General features: G+C 64.4%; 16 protein-coding genes and 3 pseudogenes. 10 read left to right on the top strand and 9 right to left on the bottom strand.

Annotated elements, in window-relative coordinates; translation table 11 throughout:
* A pseudogene (locus Q0326_RS04670) lies at nt 1–588 on the bottom strand (IS3 family transposase); the annotation flags it as partial.
* Between the two features lie 238 nt (nt 589–826).
* On the opposite strand from Q0326_RS04670, the gene Q0326_RS04665 reads away from it, so the two are divergent.
* From Q0326_RS04665 to Q0326_RS04650, 4 genes are all read left to right on the top strand, one after another.
* Nucleotides 827–2,803, top strand: coding sequence for a hypothetical protein (locus tag Q0326_RS04665; RefSeq protein ID WP_363303688.1), 1,977 nt, complete (start codon nt 827–829; stop codon nt 2,801–2,803).
* Between the two features lie 62 nt (nt 2,804–2,865).
* Nucleotides 2,866–3,438, top strand: a complete 573-nt coding sequence (locus Q0326_RS04660; protein WP_298687622.1) for a hypothetical protein — start codon at nt 2,866–2,868, stop codon at nt 3,436–3,438.
* Complete coding sequence (locus Q0326_RS04655) at nt 3,435–4,355, top strand: hypothetical protein (RefSeq protein ID WP_298687620.1); 921 nt, start codon at nt 3,435–3,437, stop codon at nt 4,353–4,355. The genes Q0326_RS04660 and Q0326_RS04655 overlap by 4 nt, the downstream gene beginning before the upstream one ends.
* 2 nt (nt 4,356–4,357) lie before the next feature.
* The gene (locus Q0326_RS04650; protein ID WP_298687618.1) at nt 4,358–5,854 is read left to right on the top strand and encodes a P-loop NTPase fold protein; all 1,497 of its coding nucleotides are present in this window, start codon (nt 4,358–4,360) and stop codon (nt 5,852–5,854) included.
* A 6-nt stretch (nt 5,855–5,860) separates the two neighbouring features.
* Here Q0326_RS04650 and Q0326_RS04645 read toward each other — a convergent pair whose 3' ends face one another.
* Nucleotides 5,861–7,177, bottom strand: coding sequence for a hypothetical protein (locus tag Q0326_RS04645; protein ID WP_298687616.1), 1,317 nt, complete (start codon nt 7,175–7,177; stop codon nt 5,861–5,863).
* A gap of 47 nt (nt 7,178–7,224) precedes the next feature.
* On the opposite strand from Q0326_RS04645, the gene Q0326_RS04640 reads away from it, so the two are divergent.
* On the top strand, nt 7,225–7,596 hold the full coding sequence (locus Q0326_RS04640) for a hypothetical protein (protein WP_298687613.1): 372 nt from the start codon (nt 7,225–7,227) through the stop codon (nt 7,594–7,596).
* A gap of 224 nt (nt 7,597–7,820) precedes the next feature.
* Here the strand turns inward: Q0326_RS04640 and Q0326_RS04635 are convergent, their stop codons facing one another.
* The 4 genes from Q0326_RS04635 to Q0326_RS04620 all read right to left on the bottom strand — a co-directional run bounded on the left by Q0326_RS04635 (nt 7,821) and on the right by Q0326_RS04620 (nt 10,272).
* On the bottom strand, nt 7,821–8,294 hold the full coding sequence (locus Q0326_RS04635) for a hypothetical protein (protein ID WP_298687611.1): 474 nt from the start codon (nt 8,292–8,294) through the stop codon (nt 7,821–7,823).
* Nucleotides 8,295–8,443: 149 nt separating this feature from the next.
* On the bottom strand, nt 8,444–9,118 hold the full coding sequence (locus Q0326_RS04630; RefSeq protein ID WP_298687609.1) for a hypothetical protein: 675 nt from the start codon (nt 9,116–9,118) through the stop codon (nt 8,444–8,446).
* Between the two features lies 1 nt (nt 9,119).
* Entirely contained in the window at nt 9,120–9,557 is a 438-nt protein-coding gene (locus tag Q0326_RS04625; protein WP_298687607.1) for a hypothetical protein, read from the bottom strand.
* A 184-nt stretch (nt 9,558–9,741) separates the two neighbouring features.
* Entirely contained in the window at nt 9,742–10,272 is a 531-nt protein-coding gene (locus Q0326_RS04620; protein ID WP_298687605.1) for a hypothetical protein, read from the bottom strand.
* Nucleotides 10,273–10,928: 656 nt separating this feature from the next.
* Between Q0326_RS04620 and Q0326_RS18045 the strand changes: the two are divergent.
* The 5 genes and pseudogenes from Q0326_RS18045 (at nt 10,929) to Q0326_RS04595 (ending at nt 14,835) form a co-directional block, all read left to right on the top strand.
* Nucleotides 10,929–12,494 (top strand): annotated as a pseudogene (locus Q0326_RS18045) (DUF4173 domain-containing protein).
* A complete protein-coding gene (locus tag Q0326_RS04610; protein ID WP_298687603.1) occupies nt 12,491–13,204 on the top strand; it encodes a response regulator transcription factor in 714 nt (237 codons plus the stop codon). The pseudogene Q0326_RS18045 and the gene Q0326_RS04610 overlap by 4 nt, the downstream one beginning before the upstream one ends.
* Entirely contained in the window at nt 13,201–13,410 is a 210-nt protein-coding gene (locus Q0326_RS04605; protein ID WP_298687601.1) for a hypothetical protein, read from the top strand. The genes Q0326_RS04610 and Q0326_RS04605 overlap by 4 nt, the downstream gene beginning before the upstream one ends.
* A gap of 685 nt (nt 13,411–14,095) precedes the next feature.
* A pseudogene (locus Q0326_RS04600) lies at nt 14,096–14,266 on the top strand (histidine kinase dimerization/phospho-acceptor domain-containing protein); the annotation flags it as partial.
* Between the two features lie 218 nt (nt 14,267–14,484).
* On the top strand, nt 14,485–14,835 hold the full coding sequence (locus Q0326_RS04595; protein ID WP_363303690.1) for a sensor histidine kinase: 351 nt from the start codon (nt 14,485–14,487) through the stop codon (nt 14,833–14,835).
* Between the two features lie 186 nt (nt 14,836–15,021).
* On the opposite strand, the gene Q0326_RS04590 is transcribed toward Q0326_RS04595, so the two are convergent.
* The 3 genes from Q0326_RS04590 to Q0326_RS04580 form a co-directional block, all read right to left on the bottom strand.
* A complete protein-coding gene (locus Q0326_RS04590) occupies nt 15,022–16,035 on the bottom strand; it encodes an acetamidase/formamidase family protein (protein WP_298687599.1) in 1,014 nt (337 codons plus the stop codon).
* Entirely contained in the window at nt 16,032–18,134 is a 2,103-nt protein-coding gene (locus Q0326_RS04585) for a prolyl oligopeptidase family serine peptidase (RefSeq protein ID WP_298687597.1), read from the bottom strand. Before Q0326_RS04585 ends, Q0326_RS04590 begins: the two co-directional genes overlap by 4 nt.
* Nucleotides 18,135–18,269: 135 nt before the next feature.
* Nucleotides 18,270–18,893, bottom strand: a complete 624-nt coding sequence (locus Q0326_RS04580) for a flavin reductase family protein (protein WP_298687595.1) — start codon at nt 18,891–18,893, stop codon at nt 18,270–18,272.
* Nucleotides 18,894–19,051 lie beyond the last annotated feature (158 nt).

Here is a 19,051-nt window from a genome sequence, read left to right as displayed (position 1 = left end):
TCGAGGTGTTCGGCCGCCGGTAGATCGCCTCGATCGCCATCTTCTTCATCAGCGTCGAGACGTGCAGCCGGCCAACCTTGATGCCTTCGGCGGCAAGCAGGTCGCGCAACATCCGGCTGCCCGCGAACGGGAAATCCATGTGCAGCGCGTCGATCCGCCGCATGATCGCGAGGTCAGCAGCCGTGGTCGGCCTGGGCAGATAATAGACGCTGCCGCGGCTAATCCCCAACTCCCGCGCCTGCCGTGTCACCGACAATGCGTGCGAACGGTCGATCATCGTTTTGCGCTCGGCAACAGTCCCGCCTTGCCGAGCGCCCCGGACAAAAAATCGTTCACCAACGTCAGTTCGCCAATCTTGGCGTGCAACGTCTTCACGTCGATCGCCGGCTCGGCCGGCTCGCTATGGCCTTCCGACCCGAAAACCGTCGCGGCCCCTTCCAGCAGCTGGCCACGCCACGTCGTGATCTGGTTCGGGTGAACGTCGAACTGCTGCGCCAGCTCGGCCAGCGTCTTCTCGCCCTTCACGGCAGCCAAGGCCACCTTCGCCTTGAAAGCCGGGCTGTGGTTCCGGCGTGTTCGCTTCGTCATCTGATCTCCTGTTCGGCAGCCATGCTGGCCACCTTCAGGCAGAAACTCCATTTAGCAGCCTGTCCAGATTTGCCGAGCCACCTCTGTCGCTCTTGGCGAGTCACACGTTGCGGATCGCTGGGGGTTCACGAATTTGCGCGAGATAGTCTTTCCACGCCTGACGGAGCTTTCCGTCAGCGGATACGAACCATACGTTAATGAACATTCCGGCGGGTTCGCTCACCGCTTCCTTCCTGGCGTGAACCTGATCGTCGGCATCAACGGCGTCGGCAAGACGACCCTTCTGAACGTCGTGTTCCGCATGCTTGTTGGCCCCTACGATCCCGCTAAGGGTGATCGGATCCGCCCGGGGCGTAAGCAGGCCACGGTCATACGGAGCACAAATTTCGACTTCTTCCGGCGCCGCGCGGCCGACGACGCGATGTCCGCCACCGCGTCAGCCACGTTCAAGTTCGGCGACAGGACGATCAGGATCGAAAGGTCCCTGAAGGATCTCGCCCTGATCGGCTATTCCCTCGACGGACATGAGACTCTCGCGACGATCGATCCGGTGGCGACGGATGAAGCGCTCATGGATGTGCTGGCTACGCTGATGGGCTTCAACGTGAGCAGCGCCAAGACCCGCGAGTCGAGCAGCTATCGCTACGACTTCGACTTCGTGGTGAGGAACCTGATATTCTTCCTCGAGGACAAGGTCCCGCTGATCTGGAACCCGGACGGCCAGTTCGTCATCCTGCGGATCCTGCTGGTCGACGAAGAGCTGTCCGAGGCCATCTCGGCCGCCCGCAACGATCTTCTTAGGGCCGACAGCCAGTATCGCAACCGGCTGTGGGTGCTTAACAAGGACCGAGACGAGTTCGCTTCGAGGCTTGCCGACCTGCCCGAGCCGACGAGCGAGGGTGAGCAGCTGGGGCTCGTTGTAAGCGAAGTCGCGAACCTGGAAAGCGCGCGCGACGATCTCCATGCTCAGCGGTCCTACTTCAATAGGGAAATGGACGATCTTGAGAATGCGGCGCTGCGCGCGCGCGCCGAGGCGTTCGACGCGCAGACGGTTCTTCGCCGCGAGGAGGCCGCCTACTTCCAGCAGGCGTTCCTTGAGGTCAGGTCACCGGGGGACCTCATCCTTCAGGCCCTGCAATCGCATGAGGGCTGCCTCGTGTGCGGCAATACCGAGAAGAGCGCTTATGATCGCGCACGGGCCCTCATGGAGCGGCATCAGTGCCCTGTTTGCGAGGCCGACACCTCGTTTCCCGAAAACGTGCCGGCTCTCGGTGACGCCATTCTCGAGCGACTGCATGCCGCCGAAGCGAAGGCCAAGACGGCCCGGCAGACGACGATGAGCATCGACCAGCGGTCGTCGGAAGTGCGCGAGGCCTACCAGAAGGCGAACGCCGATCTTCTGGATGCAACCGCAAGGCTGGACAAGGCGCGGCGTCGACGAGACCAACTCTCGACGCTGGCCGAGCGATCAAGGCTCGCGCTCGAGCTGCAAGCGAAGCTCGAGGGGATCGAAGCGGAGGTGCTTTCGCTGCGGTCGGATCTCGATGCGCACGTCCAGCGGCACGACGATCTTGTCCAGCGGTCTCAAGAATACGTGCAGAGACGCAGCGACGCGATAATTGAGGCCTTCGAAAGCTACGCGGCTTCCTTCATGGTGGAGGACTGCGAGCTCCGCTACCGATCGGACCGGAAAGGCAAGGTCGCCCAGTCGGACGAGCAGATCGACTGGCCCGCGTTCGAGGTATATCTGGCTTCCGGAGCTGAGGGCTCGCCGACCGAACGCGTCGATGCGGATGCCGTTTCTGAGTCACAGAAGGAGTTCATTGACCTCGCATTCCGGATGGCGCTGCTGCGGGTCGCGTCGGAGCGCAGGCCCTCGATGCTCGTCGTCGAGACGCCAGAGGCCAGCCTCGACGCCTTCTTCGTGGGGAAGGCTGGCGCCCTGCTGCGCGACTATGCAAGCGCGGATCCTGATAACGTGCTCTTGGCCTCGAGCAACCTGACACGCGAGGAGATGATCGCACAGCTTCTCGGGACCACGGAAAACCTCGAGACCACCGAGATCAGGCGCGCGCGCGCGCTCAACCTCCTCAACGTGGCTCGTGAGACCAAGGCCTACCGTCTGAACAAAAAGTTCTACGACGATCGGTTCGAGGACGCCGTAGCCGGTTCCCCGCCGGCCCCGGAGCCTTCCGCCCCCGGCGGCGACGAATGACCGAAGCGGATCCTATCCAGTTTGGGGGGAGCCCCCACCGCCTCCAGGGATGGCTTTTGTTCTTGCTGGAGCAGGCTGGGCGCCTCGGCCTTGCTCCGGTGTCGCAGGAGAGGCTGCATTTATTGCTGTTCTACTGCGCTGTGCTCACGCCGGTGCATGGCATGGATCAGCCGGTTCCGAAGATCCTTAAGCACCGCGACCGTCCCTTCTATCCCGAAGCGCAGGACGAAGTTGTTGCCCTCGTAGTGCGAGGCTTCGTTGCGACGGAGACGCGCGACGGCGTCGCCGACCTGGGATGGGACGCCAACGGCTACTGGATCACCGACGACGGCGTACGGGTCGCGGACCGGCTGCGGGCCACAAGCTGGGGCAGGGCCACGGCGCGGTTCGTCCGGGACCTAGTGATAGGCTTCGCGGAGCTCGACCCCGACGACGCCGACGACATCGTTCAGCAAGACGCCCTCTTCCGCGACGACCGGCTGCGCAGGGGCGATATTCGGAACATCGTGACGGACAACCAGGCGGCCAATACCGCACGCCAGGTCGCAGACTACGAGGTCGATGGCCTTAGGCCGGATGCTCGCGACAGCATCGCGCTCTACTTCGAGTTCCTTCAGGCAAGGCGCGCCGCATGAGCGCGCTCGACTCAGCTGCGATCTCCGCGGCGCGCGCGAAATACGGTTTCGCCCATGCCGCCTTCGATGACCGGACGGAGTTCATCGAGAAGGTCCTGGATTGGCTCTTGGATCGCCTTGCTGAGGGCCAACTCGCGAACGGTCAGTCGGTGACGTTGGTAAGCATCGACTATCTGCGGCAATCGGCTGCCGCGAAGGGGGTGCCCGTGAAGCTCAATCACGGAAAGTTCGTGCAGGGCTCGATCCACCTTTGCAATCGGACGCTTTCCAGAGCGAACCTGTTGCCGGGGGCGTCGGATCTCGGCAACGTCCAAGGCCACGAGGACGCGCTGAAGGACAAGCAGTATGCCGACGACGTCTCGGTCACCTATCATCCGACGACCGGCGTCGCGCATGTCAGGATTCCATGCGCCGGATCCGTGCACGTGGTCCCGATCAAACTGTGCCGGCAGCCGTCTGCGAACTGGTCGGCGAGTGGAATGACCGAGCTCGAGAACGCGCTGTCGAACTTCCACGCGGGCCTGAACCGCGCCAGCGGCCTTGGCGCACTGATGTTCGATGCAGGGTCGCTCAGGCCGAACGCGAGCATCATCTACCGCAATGCGGTCTACATGTATCTGCGCTTTGAGATGGGGCTTAATCAGACCGGCTTTTCTGTTTCTGCCGACAAGCGGGAGGTTCAGGTCAAGGTGACCGCCAACGGCTTCACAGCGCGTCTGAAGGCGATCGGGACGCGGGTAGGAAGCCCGACTGCGGCGGGACGCCGTATCCAGCGAGAGCTGGCGATCGCCGTCGCCGAGACGGGACAGGGAGAGCCGCCTGCGCTCATGAGCTGCATCTCCTGCCCGACATCCGTCCCGTCTTCGCAGGAGTGCGCGGTCGCGCCGAACAGCCTGCGCCACCGCCATGTCGCTTAGACATGGCGCGTAGGAAGGCGACGCTCCTTCTTGAGGGGACGACGCCCGTCACGCGGGCCGGCGACGACCGATATGGCCGGAGCCGCTTCGGAAAAACGTTAGCGAAGATCGTCGACGCGCAGAGCGGGGCCGGCTTGGTGGTCATCGGCGTGGACGGGGGCTGGGGAACGGGGAAGTCGAGTGCACTCGCTCTTGCGGTCGAGCAGCTCACGCGTTTTCGACGTCATCGCGAGGTATTCGTCAGCGCCTGGCGCAGCTCGACCCAGGACCAGTTCCTGGCCAACCTTTCGTTCTCAATCGCCACCGCCTTGCGCCGCGACTGGCAGAGCGCATCTTGGCGGATCGCGTTAGCGAAGCTCCGGCGCCAGTCGCTGCCGATGGTTCTCGCGATCCTGACGCCGCTCCTGACTATCATTGCGCTCTATCTTCTCCCCGACGTCCGCGACCTGACCAAGCGCGTCGTGGAGTCCGACCCGACGAAGCTCGCCGCCGGGTTGGGGCTCTTCGGGCTCCCAGTCATCGGTTACGCCTTCTCGAAGATCTCGAAGCCGTTCGCGGCGGGATTCGCTGCGCTGCTAGGTCCGACGGGCACGGACGCGATCGGCTCAGTGGAGCGGTTTGCCTACGACTTCGACGTTCTCGGCGCCGCACAGCCGTGGGGTTCGCGCTTCATAGTCCTCGTTGAGGACCTGGATCGCTGCACCCCCGGCCACGTCACCGATGTCCTGAGCGCTATCGCTCAACTTTCGGCCCATCCGCGCGCGAACCGGTTGGCATTCCTGCTAGCCTACGATCGGAAGGTCCTACTCACGAGCATCGCCAGCGACGCCGTCGCTCACCTCGCCGTGGACGGCGTCGAAGCCGGGCCCCTGGCAGAGGACTATCTCAATAGGGTCGTTCAGATCGAGCTGCCCCTGCCGGACGTCGATCCCGCGGTACCGCCTAGTCGGATCGTGGGATTGCCTAGGGTGTCCACGCTTCTGCGCGGTTTCGTCGTAAGCGTTTTGATCGTGTCGTTCGGTTTGGCGCACGTCGCGGTCGATCCCGTCCGGCGCGAAGCGGCGCTCGTCTTCCTGACCGCGCTGACACTGATGGTGCTCGAATTGGGCGTGGAACAGATCAGGAAGCGGCACTACGCCTATCGACCGCCTGACGACTGGGCTCAGGCTGCGACCGAAGTCGAGACCTGGCTAGAGGGCGAACCCCGACGGCGCGCCCGCGTCCGCAACCGCGCTCGCGTCGCTCTGCTAGTGAACGAAGGCGGCCGGATCGACTCCTGGATGGCCTTGTCGGTGGCGGCGCTGGCTGACAGCTGGCCGGACGGGTTCGATACCGCGACTCTCGCCGAGGCGGGCGACCGACCGTTGGACGTCAAGAAAGACTATCACGAAAGCGGCGTGACGCAGGCGATCGATGACATGAAGGCCAAGGGTCTGTCCGTCGGCCACTTCACAGACGCACGGAAGGTTCTGGCGATCGTCTCGACGTTCAAACGCTGAGACGCGTCAGCAGCGGAAGACGACGGCATCTTCGGAAAGTCCGAACTGCCCCCCCTGCTGTGCGCTAAGCCGCATCGACCGCAGATTTGTGTGGCGTACGAGTTCCAGGCCCATGCTGCGCCCGAGCTCGGCGATGATGGTGGGGGCGTCCACGGCGACGCCCGCGTAGCTGCTGCCGCCGACGATAACCGTGATCAGTCCACCCGGCCGGATGACGCTAGCTAGGTCGGAGATCACACCTTCCATGTCGGCGAAGTAGGAGCTGAGCATCTCCGGTATTCCGCGGTGCCAGAGGCTGAGGCGGTTGCGTTCGATCCCGATCGACGCCGCCTCCAATGTCGAAGACCGGCCGGCCGGTACGCGACCGGGTCGGTTGAGCTGCACGTGCGAGTGCATCGTTGCTAGGCGCAGTCCCCTGTTGTCGGCGGCAGATCGCAGATAGCCGAGCATCCATAACTCGAGGTTGTAGATATCGGTGTAGTCGAAGCTGTTAGGGTACGGCGGGGAGAAGATCGCGCAATCAGCGTCGGGCAGATCGGCAACCAGTTCGCGGGCATCTCCGAGGTGCACGACTGCTTCGCCCTCGAGGCGGGAGCTGTAGCGAACGACATCGCCGTAGGCCGCCTTGCAGGCGTCTCTCATGCGGTCGACGACCTGGGCGGCGGTGACGATGCGCCGCTCCCAGCCCTTCCGGTACTTCCGTCCCTTCCCGTTCACGACGACATTGCTGACATCGCGCAGGATCGAACCCAGCATCACGCGCAGGAACGGCTGGTTGCGGGGATCGGCGAGCTCGATCGCGTCGGCGAATGCGCCGATTTGACGTGCCACCGCCAGATTGAAGACCCACCGCTCGTTTTCGCCGGGTTCAATGAGCGTGGCCGGGGCTTCGGCGTAGCGCGCGAGCGAGTCCGACTTCGGTCGCGCGGCGATCACTTCGGCAACGTCGACGGCAAGACTCGCAGTGTCGTAGATGCGGGTCTTCGCGGAGATGAGGTCGGCCATGAAGGGGTTCACTTCGACGGTGTCGCATTCGATCCCAAGGAAAGAGCACACCAACGCGGTCGTGCCGGAGCCTCCGGTCGGGTCGATGCAACGCTGAACCTTCCTGCCGTTCTCGCGGATCGCGTCCATGACGATGCGAGGCGAATAGGCCTCCTTGAAACGGAACCAACGTTGGAATGCGAGGTCCGCAGCGCCGACGTTCGATGACAGCGCCCCCTCCCCGTGCGGATGAAGCCAGTTCTGAAGCACCGGGGCGAGCATCAGGAGACCTTGCGGCGAGGAGGCGGCTTCTGCCAGCACCATTTCCATTTCAATCATATTCGAATACTAATACGAATATGAGCCGACCGAAAGCCAAAAGTCGAATGAGCGAACGCGAGATTGTGAGATTGTCGCGCGCCATCGCTGCGCGGCGCATAAGCGACGGAAGTTACAGCAAAATAATCGAAGGGGCCGCGGTTTCACAGCCTGTGGTCAGCCTCGCCGCCCATCGCCGACTCGCTCTGCGCACAGAGCCGGTTGATCGACTATTCGAATTTCTCGAAATCCAGCCGGACGATCACGATGCTATGGAAGCAGCCGACGATGCGGAACAGCGGATGGGCGCGATTATGCGCCTCGCGGCTTCGCTCAGCAACGGTACCGACGTTGCCGATCGCCGCCTCGTTGCGCTTTTGCAAGCAATCGGCAAATTCGTGGCGGAGCCGGGCTCACCTGAAGGGGATCTCCCAGTCTAGTTACTGGTGCTTCCGATGAGTGGGACAGCCAATCTAGCACCGAAGAGGTCGGACTTAATGAGATCAAGCCGACGAAATATCTGCCGGCTCAAGAACAGTTCGTCCGAGCCCGTCCATGCTAGTGACTAAGATGCTGTCGCCACTCAGTCGAAATGCTGGCCAATGTATAACTGACATATGCACATAGGTCTAAATAGACTATATTAACTTAATGTCGTGCGGTCCTACCCCATCGACACTACGAGGACGCCTTCGCTCGAACGAACCGACGCTAATTCAGCCAGCTTGCGGCGCGCTCGAGCCTTACCTTGCGTCAAATCCCGCGTCGGTCGGCCGGAATGGCGGACGAATCGGCCGCTCTCAACTTTCAGATAGCCATCGGACGCGATCAGAACCGCACGTTCGTCAGAGGACATCCACAGATGTCCGGTATCCAGCCGGACCATACCTCGGTCACGGAGGCAAATGCCAACAAAGGCGGGTCCGTCTTGGATACGCTTAGGATCGAAGATCCCCACGATGGCTTCGGCGGCGGCCGCGTCGATCAGGCGGCAGCGCTCGCCTATGACGACGGGATCGAAGCCGATGCTAGCCTGTGTGAAGATCCTGTTGCTGCTCGCGGCCTCGCCTTCGAAAGCGATCGACAGCGCCCGCATATAGGCGGCGATGATTAGTTCATCGATCGGGGTCGTCATCATGGTGTTGGTCTCCTTCGGACCTTGCTGAAGGACATTTCCCTCAAGCTCCCGGTCCTCATTCAACCCTTCCCAAATTCCCTCCTTATCAGCGGCGCGGCCTCGGGCGGCGGGACACGGCATGGTCGTGGTCGCGCCGCTCAGGATCTACGTCAAACCTGAGTATGGTCTCGCCAAGCTGCCACGAACACGTCGCGCGCCTTGTCACCCACTAGGCTTGAGACTTGGACGCCAAAGCCTCGCGACGACAGCTTCCTGACGGCTCCCATTATATGAAGATGCGGGGCGTTGCCTGACCCGCTCCGCTCGGGCGAATGCTGGACCAGCAGCATCGGCACGCTGAAGCGGGCTACCAGGTCGGCAACCATTTGCCGGCCAGTACTCCATTGCTGGTGGAGATGCCGGACGCCGGGGTCGGTGATCGTGCAGTAGCATAGAATCGCGGTCGCGCCGCTAGCCTCGCGGGCGAACGAATGGTCGATAAGCCGAGGTAGCAAGGCGAGGTCGGCATAGGCGTCATCGACGCCGGCTGGGACGAGCACCTCCGCACGCAGCGCGGTCGTCGCCAACGGATCCGGACTGTCCACCGGCCTGCATTTACGACGACAGAACTCCTCGACGCTGAGGCGTTGCGGACGGTCGCCGAGTTTAAGGCGTAGCGTCCCATGAAGCACCCGAAGGCCCGCCGTTCCGGTCGGTGTCCCGCGCAAACGCAGCCAGGTGTGAGGGTTGCGTTCGTCGAAGGGTTTGTCGGCGTTGATGACGGCGGCGTCCGACCATGCAGGGCTGACCGGCGAGGCACCGAGAGACGACATACGCTTGACCATTTCAGCGGCCTCCCACGGAGTACGCGGCCAGTTCGGAAGCGCATTCCGCGACTGCCGCGGCCTCGTCGGCGAGCGAGAGGAAGGGCGTGTCGCGGTCAATATGCAGGCGCCCATCTTCGACGCAAACGTATGCCGGCCTGCCACGCTGCCGGCCGGTCAGCACAAGTAGTCCCGACGCTGTTCGGGCGGGCCGGAACGTGCCCTGCCACTGGGTCGTCCAGTGTGTGGCGATGCCGACATCGACGGTGATCCGGCCGGCGTCATCGATCATGACGTGCAGCTTGTCGAGGCCATCTTCGTCGTCGAATTCGACCGCGTCTCCGGCCTTCCCGGTGCATGCCTGGATCAGGATCCGATCAGGCTTGGCCGAGAAGTTGGCCGTCGTGATCAGATGCTCAAACGCGGACGCCACCGCGCGCTTGTTCGTAAAGGTCTTCATGATGCTGTCCTTCGTTTAGGGGGTCAGCCTCACCTTCGATTTTCTCATCTCGGGCGAAGCACCTTCGCCTCCAAATCTTCCCAGTCATCCTCTTCCGAATAGGTCGGCGCTTGGCCGGTCTCCGTCGTCAACGGCGCCTCGCGAGCAGGTATGTCGCGAGGCGATCGTTGTCGTTGCGATTGCCCTACGAGCGCCGCAGTCGGCGCACGGCGAGCACGGTTTCTCGAGCAGCGCGTCCGACGCCGGCAGCTCGTTCGTCGGCATCGTGATAGGGCGGTATTGCAGACGGAGAGAGGCCTTGCTCGTCCACCATGACCGAGGGTCCGGCACCGATCTTGGGTGGCACCAACCAGTAGCCCCCGTTAGGGGTCAGATACGGGAACAGGTGCCACAACATAAAGACCGGGCAGCTGCGTCCTAGGACCACGTCGACGCTTACCTCATCGATCGTTTCAGGCCACATCCCGTGCCTGATCAACGCGACGTCGACGCCGTTCTTGACGGCGGTCACGATCGCTTCGGCACGAAAAATGTCGATCGCATTGACGGGCGTCGCGGCGATGATCGTGTGGAGATCCGGCAGTTGAAAACATGGCGCTGGGAGTCCACCGATAGGCTTCAGCGAGACGGTGTTTTCCGATGCGATCGCAGCCATAATCGGCTGGCACATCAGGATGGATACGCGGGATACGAGATCGCTTGGACGAACGGGCATGGGAACGCCTCCGCATGAGGATTTCGCCTACACGGCCATCGTGTCGACGGAGGCCGTCCGCGGCTTTTCTTATCGCCTCAGGCTTCGCAATCGCGAGCTATCTTCCCTGTAAATCGATACGCCGTGCCGCTGCCGCGGCATCCGCGTTGTCGGTGTTTATGCGCCTTCCGGAGATGTGGCCTCGGCCGCATGGGAGGACCCGGGCGAAGCACGACAAAACATGTCAGGGACGCTTCGCGTGATCGCACCGGAAACGGTGATGACACGAGAAGTGGCTGCCTCGGCAGCCACGACAAGCGAAATCCGCAAGCTAATCTGGTTGCCCCAGATTAGCGGTATTGCGCCTAATTCCGAACCTGTGTCAGCGGTGTCCTTCCTGACACGGTGGAAAGCGTCATTGTCTGACGGTTTAGGCCTTTCCCTGACACATTTTCTTGAGATCGTGCTTCGCCCGAAATACCGTGTCACGGCGGCAGACGCCGATCGTGGTCTCCGCCGTCCGCCGTAGGCGCATCGAGGGCTCGGCGGGGGAATCGAGGAACGCGTGGCAGTGCGCGACATCGCCTCCTGCACGCGATCTGCACTTTGTCTCCTTGGCCATCGGCACAGCCGCTGCATGACATGGCGGCAGCCTGTCTCTCGCTGATCGGGAGACCATGCAACGTCGTAACGTACGCTATTTGTTCCTCGCCAAGATAGTGGTCGTCCTGCCGCTTATCGCGGCGGCGGACGCTTTGTTTCGCGGCGAGGTAGGGTCCTGGCTGGGTGGCTTAATGCTGGCGTGGACGATCGTGATGATTGCTGTCCGGCCCGCGCTCCGACGCGGTCCCGCGCTTCTCGCAGCAGGGGCGGCCGGCGCCTTCGCGCTGATCGCGGCAAACGCTCCGGGACTGATCGACTGGATGTTGTTCTGGGTAGCGATTTCAATTGCTGCACTGCTTCCCCGAGTGGCGCGCTTCGACGACGCTTGGCGTTGGTTGGTGCGCGTCCTGGCGCATGGCGTGACGGGTCCCATCACGCCGCTGATCGACCTACTGCGCCTGTTTCGCTTGCGTCCCCATCGAGGGCGGATAAGGGCGCGCGCGGTGGCCGCGATCCTGGCGCTACCGCTCACGATGGGCGCGCTTTTCGTAGCGCTGTTCGCCAGCGCCAACCCTATCATCGCGAGCGTCTTCGCAGCGATTTGCCCGCCGTCCATAGGTGAGGTCGTCTTCTGGATGGCGATGATGGCGCTCTACTGGCCGACCCTTCGCCCGAGCCGCTGGCCTACCCGCATCGTCACCGCATTGCCTGATGCCGAAATCACATTGCCGGGCGCGTCTATGGCCTCGGTGCTGATCGCCCTTGGCCTCTTTAACATCATCTTCGCGATCGAGAACGAGCTCGACATCGCCTTCCTGTGGAGCGGTGCGGGGCTACCTTCTGGCACCACAATGGCGGACTACGCACATCAGGGCGCCTACCCGCTGATCGTCACCGCGATCCTCGCTGGTGTGTTCGTATTGGCGACGCTGAAGCCGGGCTCGGCTACCGCCGTCAACCCAGCGATCCGCCGATTGGTGACGCTGTGGGTCGGGCAAAACATCCTACTCGTCGCATCCTCGATCCTGCGTACCTGCTACTACATCGAAGCCTTCTCGCTAACGCTGTTGCGCATCGCCGCGCTGCTCTGGATGGGGCTGGTCGCCCTGGGCCTCGCGTTGATCCTGTGACGGATGCTGGCGGGTCGAAGCGCTCGCTGGCTGATCAACACCAACGCTATTGCGGCGGCGGCCGTGTTGGCGGTCTCAACCGTTGTCGACTGGGGCTCTGTAGCGGCCGTCTGGAACGTCCGGCATGCACGTGAGGTCGTTGGTCGGGGGCCAGCGCTCGACCTTTGCTATCTCGACCGGCTCGGGTCCTCGTCGCTGCCCGCATTGCTGGAGCTGGAACGCCACCCGCTGCCGCAATCGGTAAGGGGTCCCGTGGTTCGAGTGCGCGAGGATGTGATGACCGGCAGCTGGTCCTACGAGGACGGTGGTCTCGTCGAACAGCAATCCGATTGGCGCAGCTGGACGTGGCGCGGCGCTCGTCGGCTCGAGCAGGCCGAAGCGGCTCTCGGGCCGCGAGCTACTCGGCCTGCGCGCAAACCGGCCGACCTTGCAACCTGGTCCTGTGATGGCAGCATCACGCTCGCCGCGCCGCCGGCACCCGCCCCATTGACCAAGGCGGCGAAGCCATGATCCTGTGCCCCATGCCTCGTACCATCCTGGTCGTCGATGACGATCCGCATATCCGCCAGCTTCTCGTCTTCGCGCTCACCGAGGCGGGGCTCGACACGCTTGAGGCGGAGGATGGTGAAGCAGCGCTGGCGCAAGCTCAAGCGCATCGTCCGGACCTGATAATACTCGACATCAACATGCCGCGGATGGACGGGATCGAGGTCTGTCGACGCCTTCGCGGCAAGGGCGATCCGCCGATCCTCTTCCTCTCGTCCCGCGACGACGAGATCGACCGGATCCTCGGCATCGAACTCGGCGCCGACGACTACGTCACCAAGCCATTCAGCCCACGGGAGGTGGTGGCGCGCGTGATGGCGATCCTGCGTCGGGTGAGCGGGCGCCCACCAGAGGTCGAGCGAGCGGCAACGACCCTGAAGCACGGCCGTCTGACGCTCGATCCCGAGGGCTGGCAGGCGCAGTGGCCGGGTGTGATCGTGACGCTGACTGTCACTGAGTTCGGCATCCTGCGCACCCTGGCAACGATGCCCTCCAAGGTGTTCAGGCGCGACGCGATCGTCGCCCGGCTGCGTGGCCCCGGCTTCGCGCTCACCGACCGGACGATTGACAGCCACATCCGTAATCTGCGTGCCAAGTTCGCCGGGCTCGGCGCCAAGGACCTGATCGAAACCCGACCCGGCATCGGCTATCGCATCGGCGCCTGGGAGACATGATCGAAACGCTGAAGGCGCCGATCCAGCGGCATTGGCCGCGGCTCAAGCTCCGCTCGATCCTGTTGCTCACCTTCCTTGCCGTGGCAGCGCTGCCCGGCTTTGGCGCGCTGTTCCTGCGCGTCTACGAGAACACGCTTGTCCGCCAGACCGAGGCCGAGCTGGTCGCACAGGGCGCCGCCATGGCGGCCGTCGCAGCTGTCGACTAGCCGGGCGCCAGGGAAGCGCAGGAGACCGAGGAGCAGCCAGCCGATCCGGAGGGCGTGGCAGGCGGCACGCTCTCGACCATCGACCTGCGCGCCACGCCAGTGCTGTCGGAGCGCCCCGATCCTGTGCCATCCGGCAGCGTATTGGCACCAGATGCGCTCATCGCCGCCGGTCGCCTTGCTCAGACACTCAGCGCCACGGCGAGAACGACGCTGGCCTCGATCCTGCTGCTCGACGAGCAGGGGCGCATTCTGAGCAGTCCGCACGCCGGTGCGAGCTATTACGAGCTGCCCGAGGTCGCGAGCGCCCTTCACGGCCTCCCCGATACCGTGCGCGTATCGCCAACGCTACGCGCTGGAATGGCTAAGCCGCGCATCGGACCTGCGCATCCATCACGCACGGCCAGTAAATGTCGACGGGCATGTGGTGGGCGTCCTTCTGCTGTCTCGCTCACCACGCGCCTTATTCCGAGGACTTTATGAGGATCGTGGCAAGATCCCGCTCGGCATCGCGCTGATCTTCGGCACGCTGGTGGTGCTGAGCGGGCTGCTCTCACGCGGCATCGCGCGGCCGATCAAGGCGTTGAGCGAGGCGACCAGTCGCGTCGCGCTGGGGGCCGGTGAAGATCCAGAGTCTCCGGCCACGGAGGCGGTCGAGATCCAGGCGCTCTATGCTGATTTCGCGCGCATGGCCGAAGCGATCGCGCGTCGCTCGCTCTACCTGCGCGACTTCGCCCACGCCGTTAGCCACGAGTTCAAGACGCCACTCGCTGGCATCCGTGGTGGGATCAAGATCCTCGACGATCACGGCGACAGCATGGACGAGACGGATCGCCGTCGCTTCCTCGCCAACGTAGCTGCTGACGCTAACCGCCTGGCGTTGCTCGTCACGCGTTTGCTGGAACTGGCCCGGGCAGACATGGCCGGGCGCGGGGAGAAGAGTGCGACCGAGCTGGGGCCGATCCTTTGTCGCGCGGCCGATGCCTATCGTGCCGACCGTTTCTTCGTATCGGTCGAAGTCGACGGCGCGTTGGTCGCTGCAGTTTCCCCGGCTGTGCTTGAGACCGCGGTCATCCTCTGGTCGATAACAGCAGACAAGCTGGGACCACGCGGGTCAGCCTGCATGCCCGATCGGGAGGGGAAGGCATCACACTCGATGTCGCTGATGATGGCCCCGGCATCCCGACCGCCGATCGGAAACGCATCTTCGAACCGTTCTTCACCAGCCGTCGCGCAATCGGCGGCACTGATCTCGGATTGCCGATCGTGCGCTCGCTGCTCGCATCCATTGAGAGCTCTATCGAGCTCCAGGAAGGCTCGGCTGGTGCTTGCTTCGTGCTCGGCCTGCACGCTGCCAGTTTGGACCACGAGCAGACCGAACCAACCTTAGCCAAGCGCGCACGATACGCTCCGAGCATCGACCGATGAGTTCCAAAATCGGTTTACAGCGCTTTTGCTAAGTCGTTGATTTCGCGTCGCCAATTTTTCTGCAGTTTACAACCGAAACCCGCAGAAAACTGCCAAATACATGAGCTTGGAAGGCTAGTGCTCTACCATTGAGCTATACCCGCGCTGCGATGCCCCATGCCACCGCTGGGACCGATCGGTCAACGCTCACTTTCCGGCGAACAGCGCCTTGCGCAGCACGACATGCACCCCCTTGTTGCGATCGACCAATTCGGTCACCTCGACATCGCCGGCGACGCTGACCAGCATATAGGCGTCGTCGCGGGCCATCCCCTTCTCGGTCACCAGGAAGTCGATCATATTGCGCAGCGCCTTGCGCGTCGCGTTGGACAGGTCGTCGTCGAAGCCCATCGCGATATAGGATGTCGGCGTCTCGGCGCGCGGATAGGGCGCCTTCACCCCCTTGTGCAGCACGAACTGGAAGCTGCCGACCAGCGACGTCTCGAGTGCGGTGATGTCGACCTCGCCATTGCCCTGCGCGGCATGGCCGTCGCCGACCTGGAACAGCGCGCCCGCGGCGTGGACCGGCAGGAACAGCGTCGTCCCCGCGACCAGCGCCTTGTCGTCCATATTGCCGCCGTTGATCGTCGGCGGCGCGGAATCGTAGCGGCCGAAGCTCGGCGGCGGCGCATCGCCCATGCTGCCGAAGAAGGGATGGAGCGGCACGTCGATTCCCGGCGCGAAGCGGCCGAGCATATGTTTGGCGTCGAGCGGCACGATCTTCATCCGCGCATAGGGGAAGTCGTCGGTGAGGAAGCCCGCGCCGTAGCGGAAGGCGTTATAGGCATAGGGGATGGCGAGATCGATCTTGAGGATGCGCACCTCGAGCGTGTCGCCGGGCTCCGCGCCGGCGATCGCGATCGGCCCGGTCAGGATGTGGCCGCCCGGACCGCGCTCGGACTGCGGCACGCCGTCGAACACGGCGCGGAGCGCAGGTTCGACATCCCCGGGCGCGACGCCGGCTTTTTCGAGCCCGGTCGGGCTGTTGGTGAGCAGCGTGTGGATCACCACCGTGTCGCCCGACTGGATCGTCAGCACCGGCTTGGAGCTGGCGTCATAATGACCCCAGGCGACGGTCTGCGGGGTCGGCTTGAGCTCGAAGGTGGCGGCGGTGGCGGGCGTCGCGAGCAGCAGCGCGGCGAGCAGGCGGAGGGTGTTCATCGCGGCAGCTCCTGATTGAGGTAGACCGTCTCCAGCGCGACGCGCTCGGCATCCTCCTTGGGCTCTACGCCGGCGGCGTGCCCGCCCTCGATCGCCTCGTCGTAATAGAACGGGTCGTGATCCGCCTCGAGTCGCGCGGCGAACTTGCGCGCGTGGCCGGGATGGACCCGGTCGTCGCGCGTCGAGGTGTAGATGAACGGGACGGGATATTTCACTCCCGGCTTGAGCGCCTGATAGGGCGAGTAGCGCGAGATGAACGCCCAGTCGGCGGGCGTGTCGGGGTCGCCATATTCGCCAATCCACGAAGCGCCGGCGAGCAGGTGCGAATAGCGCTTCATGTCGGTGAGCGGCGAGCCGATGATCGCGGCGCCGAACAGGTCGGGTCGCTGCGTGATCGCGACCGACGCCAGCAACCCGCCGTTGGAGCGGCCCGAGACGGCGATCCGCTTGACCTGCGACACGCCCGTGGTGACGAGATCCTGCGCGACCGCATAGAGATCGTCATAGGCGTTCTGGCGCTTGTCGCGCAGCGCGGCGTCATGCCAGGCGGGGCCATATTCGCCGCCGCCGCGGATGTTGGCGAGCACATAGGCATTGCCCTCCTCCACCCAGAACAGGCCGAGCGGGCCGGAGCGATAGGGTTCGGAGATGAGGTAGCTCGGCGTCTGCGCCAGCTCGAACCCGCCATAGGCGTGAATCAGCGCGGGCACCGGTCCGCGTGTCCCCTTCTTGCGGACCAGGAAATAGGGGACTTTCGTGCCGTCCTTCGAGGTGGCGAAGCGCTGTTCGACCGTCATCGTCGACGCATCGAAGCGTGCCGGCAGCGCCTGGATCGCGACCGGTGCCGCACGCGGTGTGACCCTGAACAGCGTCGGCGGGGTCAGCATGCCTTCGACGGTGGCGAAGGCGATGTCGCTGTCGGGCGCGGTGGCTGCCAGGTGGACGGTCGCCTTGTCGGGCAAGCCGACCGCATCGCCGCGCCACGTGCCGTCGGCCCCGCGCCTCAGCGCGAGCAGCCGCCCCGACACGTCGTCGAGCAGCTTGACCCACAGGACGGATCGGCTGCTCGACACCTCCTCGACCGCCTGATGCGTGGTGGGGATGTACACCGTCTCGATCGCCGGTGGCTTGCCGGCAAGGAGATCCGGGATCGAATAGGCAATCAGTGCGCCCGCCGGATGGCCGTTCCACGCTCTCTTGAGGGTCGCGATCAGCCGGCCGTCGATGACATCGGCGACGTCCGCATCGTCGGGCAGCGGCGACGCGACCAGCCGGCCATCGGGCGCGATATGGCGGAGTTCGTGACGGTAGAAGTCGATCCCACGCTGCACGATCGGCCAGGTCCGCGCGCCGTCGACCAGCGTGGTGGCAGCGACCGAGACGTCGCTGGTCCGGCCTTCGCTGATCAGCGTGGCGGCGCTCAGCGGCGTGCCGCGCTTCCACAGCTTGACGATCCGGGCATAGCCGGAGTCCGTGACGCTGCCCGGCCCGAAATCGGTGCCGACATAGAGCGCGTCTGGGCTCGCCCAGGCAACGCCGCTCTTGGCGGCGGGCAGCGCGAAGCCGCCAGCGATGAACGCGCCCGTGTCGAGATCGAATTCGCGCTCGACCGCCGCATCGCCGCCGCCGTCGGACAGCGAGACCATGCAGCGGACATAGGCGGGCGACAGGCAGGTCGCGCCCTTGAACACCCAGCGCTTGCCCTCCGCCTTGCCGAGCGCGCCGACGTCGATCAGCGTCCGCCAGACTGGCTTGCCCGCCGCGAAGGCGTCGAGCCGCGAGATCCGCCACAGCCCGCGGGGATGGGCCGCGTCCTGCCAGAAGTTGAGCACGCGGCTGCCAAGAATGTGGCTGGGTGCCGCGATCTTACGATCATCGGACAGCAGCGTTTCGGCGCGCGCGCGGTACCCTGCAAAGCCAGGCAGCTTCTCGAGCTTGTCGGTCGTCCAGGCGTTCCAGCCCTTGACGGTCGCCAGCGCCTGCGCGCCATCGACCTGCTCGAGCGCAAGGAAGGGGTCGGTCGCCAGTGGCGGCACGGCGTGCGCCGCCGCCGCGAGAGTGAGCGCCGCTGCGCCGCCAATCATCGTTACACGCCGCATGCTCATCCCCGCCCCGCCTATCGAGATGCGACCATAAGCCGAGACCGCATCGCGGCGGAAGCCGTTGACGTCTCTATTATTATACGGCCGGAGGAGATCTGCGCGCCGCGGCCCCAGCGGCCTCGCCCGCAGGGATTAGGCGGTGGGCCGGACCATCTCGAACTTCGCCTCGTGCCCGATCTCGGCATAGTCCGCGCGATACCCGGCACGCAGGATCGGCCGCGCCGCGAACGTGTCGAACAGGCCGTCCTCGGTGAGAAAGGCACGGTCGATATGGACGCCGATGACCTGACCGATCACCAGCCAATTGTCGATCGCCGCGCCGTCGAGGTCGCGCAGCCGATGGATGTCGACGACACGGCATTCGAGCGAGGCCGGGCTTTCGGCGACGCGGGGCGCCTCGACCAGACGAGACGGCGCCGGCGTCAGCCCCGCCCGCGCAAACTCGCTGATCCCATGGGCAAGCGGCGCGGCGCTGTCGTTCATCCGTTCGGCAAGCGGGCGCGTCGCGAGATTCCAGACGAACACGCCCGTCGCCTCGCAATTCGAGACGCTGTCCTTCCGCCCCACCGACGAAAAGGCGAGCATCGGCGGAGTGTCGGCGATCGCGTTGAAGAAGCTGTACGGCGCGAGGTTCGCCCGGCCCTGCGCGTCGACGGTCGATACCCAGCCGATCGGACGGGGTGCCACGATCGCCTTGAATGGATCATGCGACAGGCGGTGCCCCTGCGCCGGCTCGTAGAAATGGGTGGTGCTCATGCGCCAATCTAGGCGGCCATGGCCTATTTCGCCACTGTGCCGCCACGGACACACGGCGACACCATCTCGCTACAGCGCCGCAACCTTTTGCAACTGTCGCGAAACTGACATTCGCGCCCGCTAGCCGCGCCGACAGCAGGGCTGGGAAAGCCCAGCAG

The sequence above is a fragment of the uncultured Sphingomonas sp. genome (assembly GCF_937859915.1).
Lineage (GTDB): Bacteria > Pseudomonadota > Alphaproteobacteria > Sphingomonadales > Sphingomonadaceae > Solisphingomonas.
The sequence above is the reverse complement of the archived record's forward strand: the minus strand, read 5'-3'. Positions and strand labels throughout refer to the sequence as shown.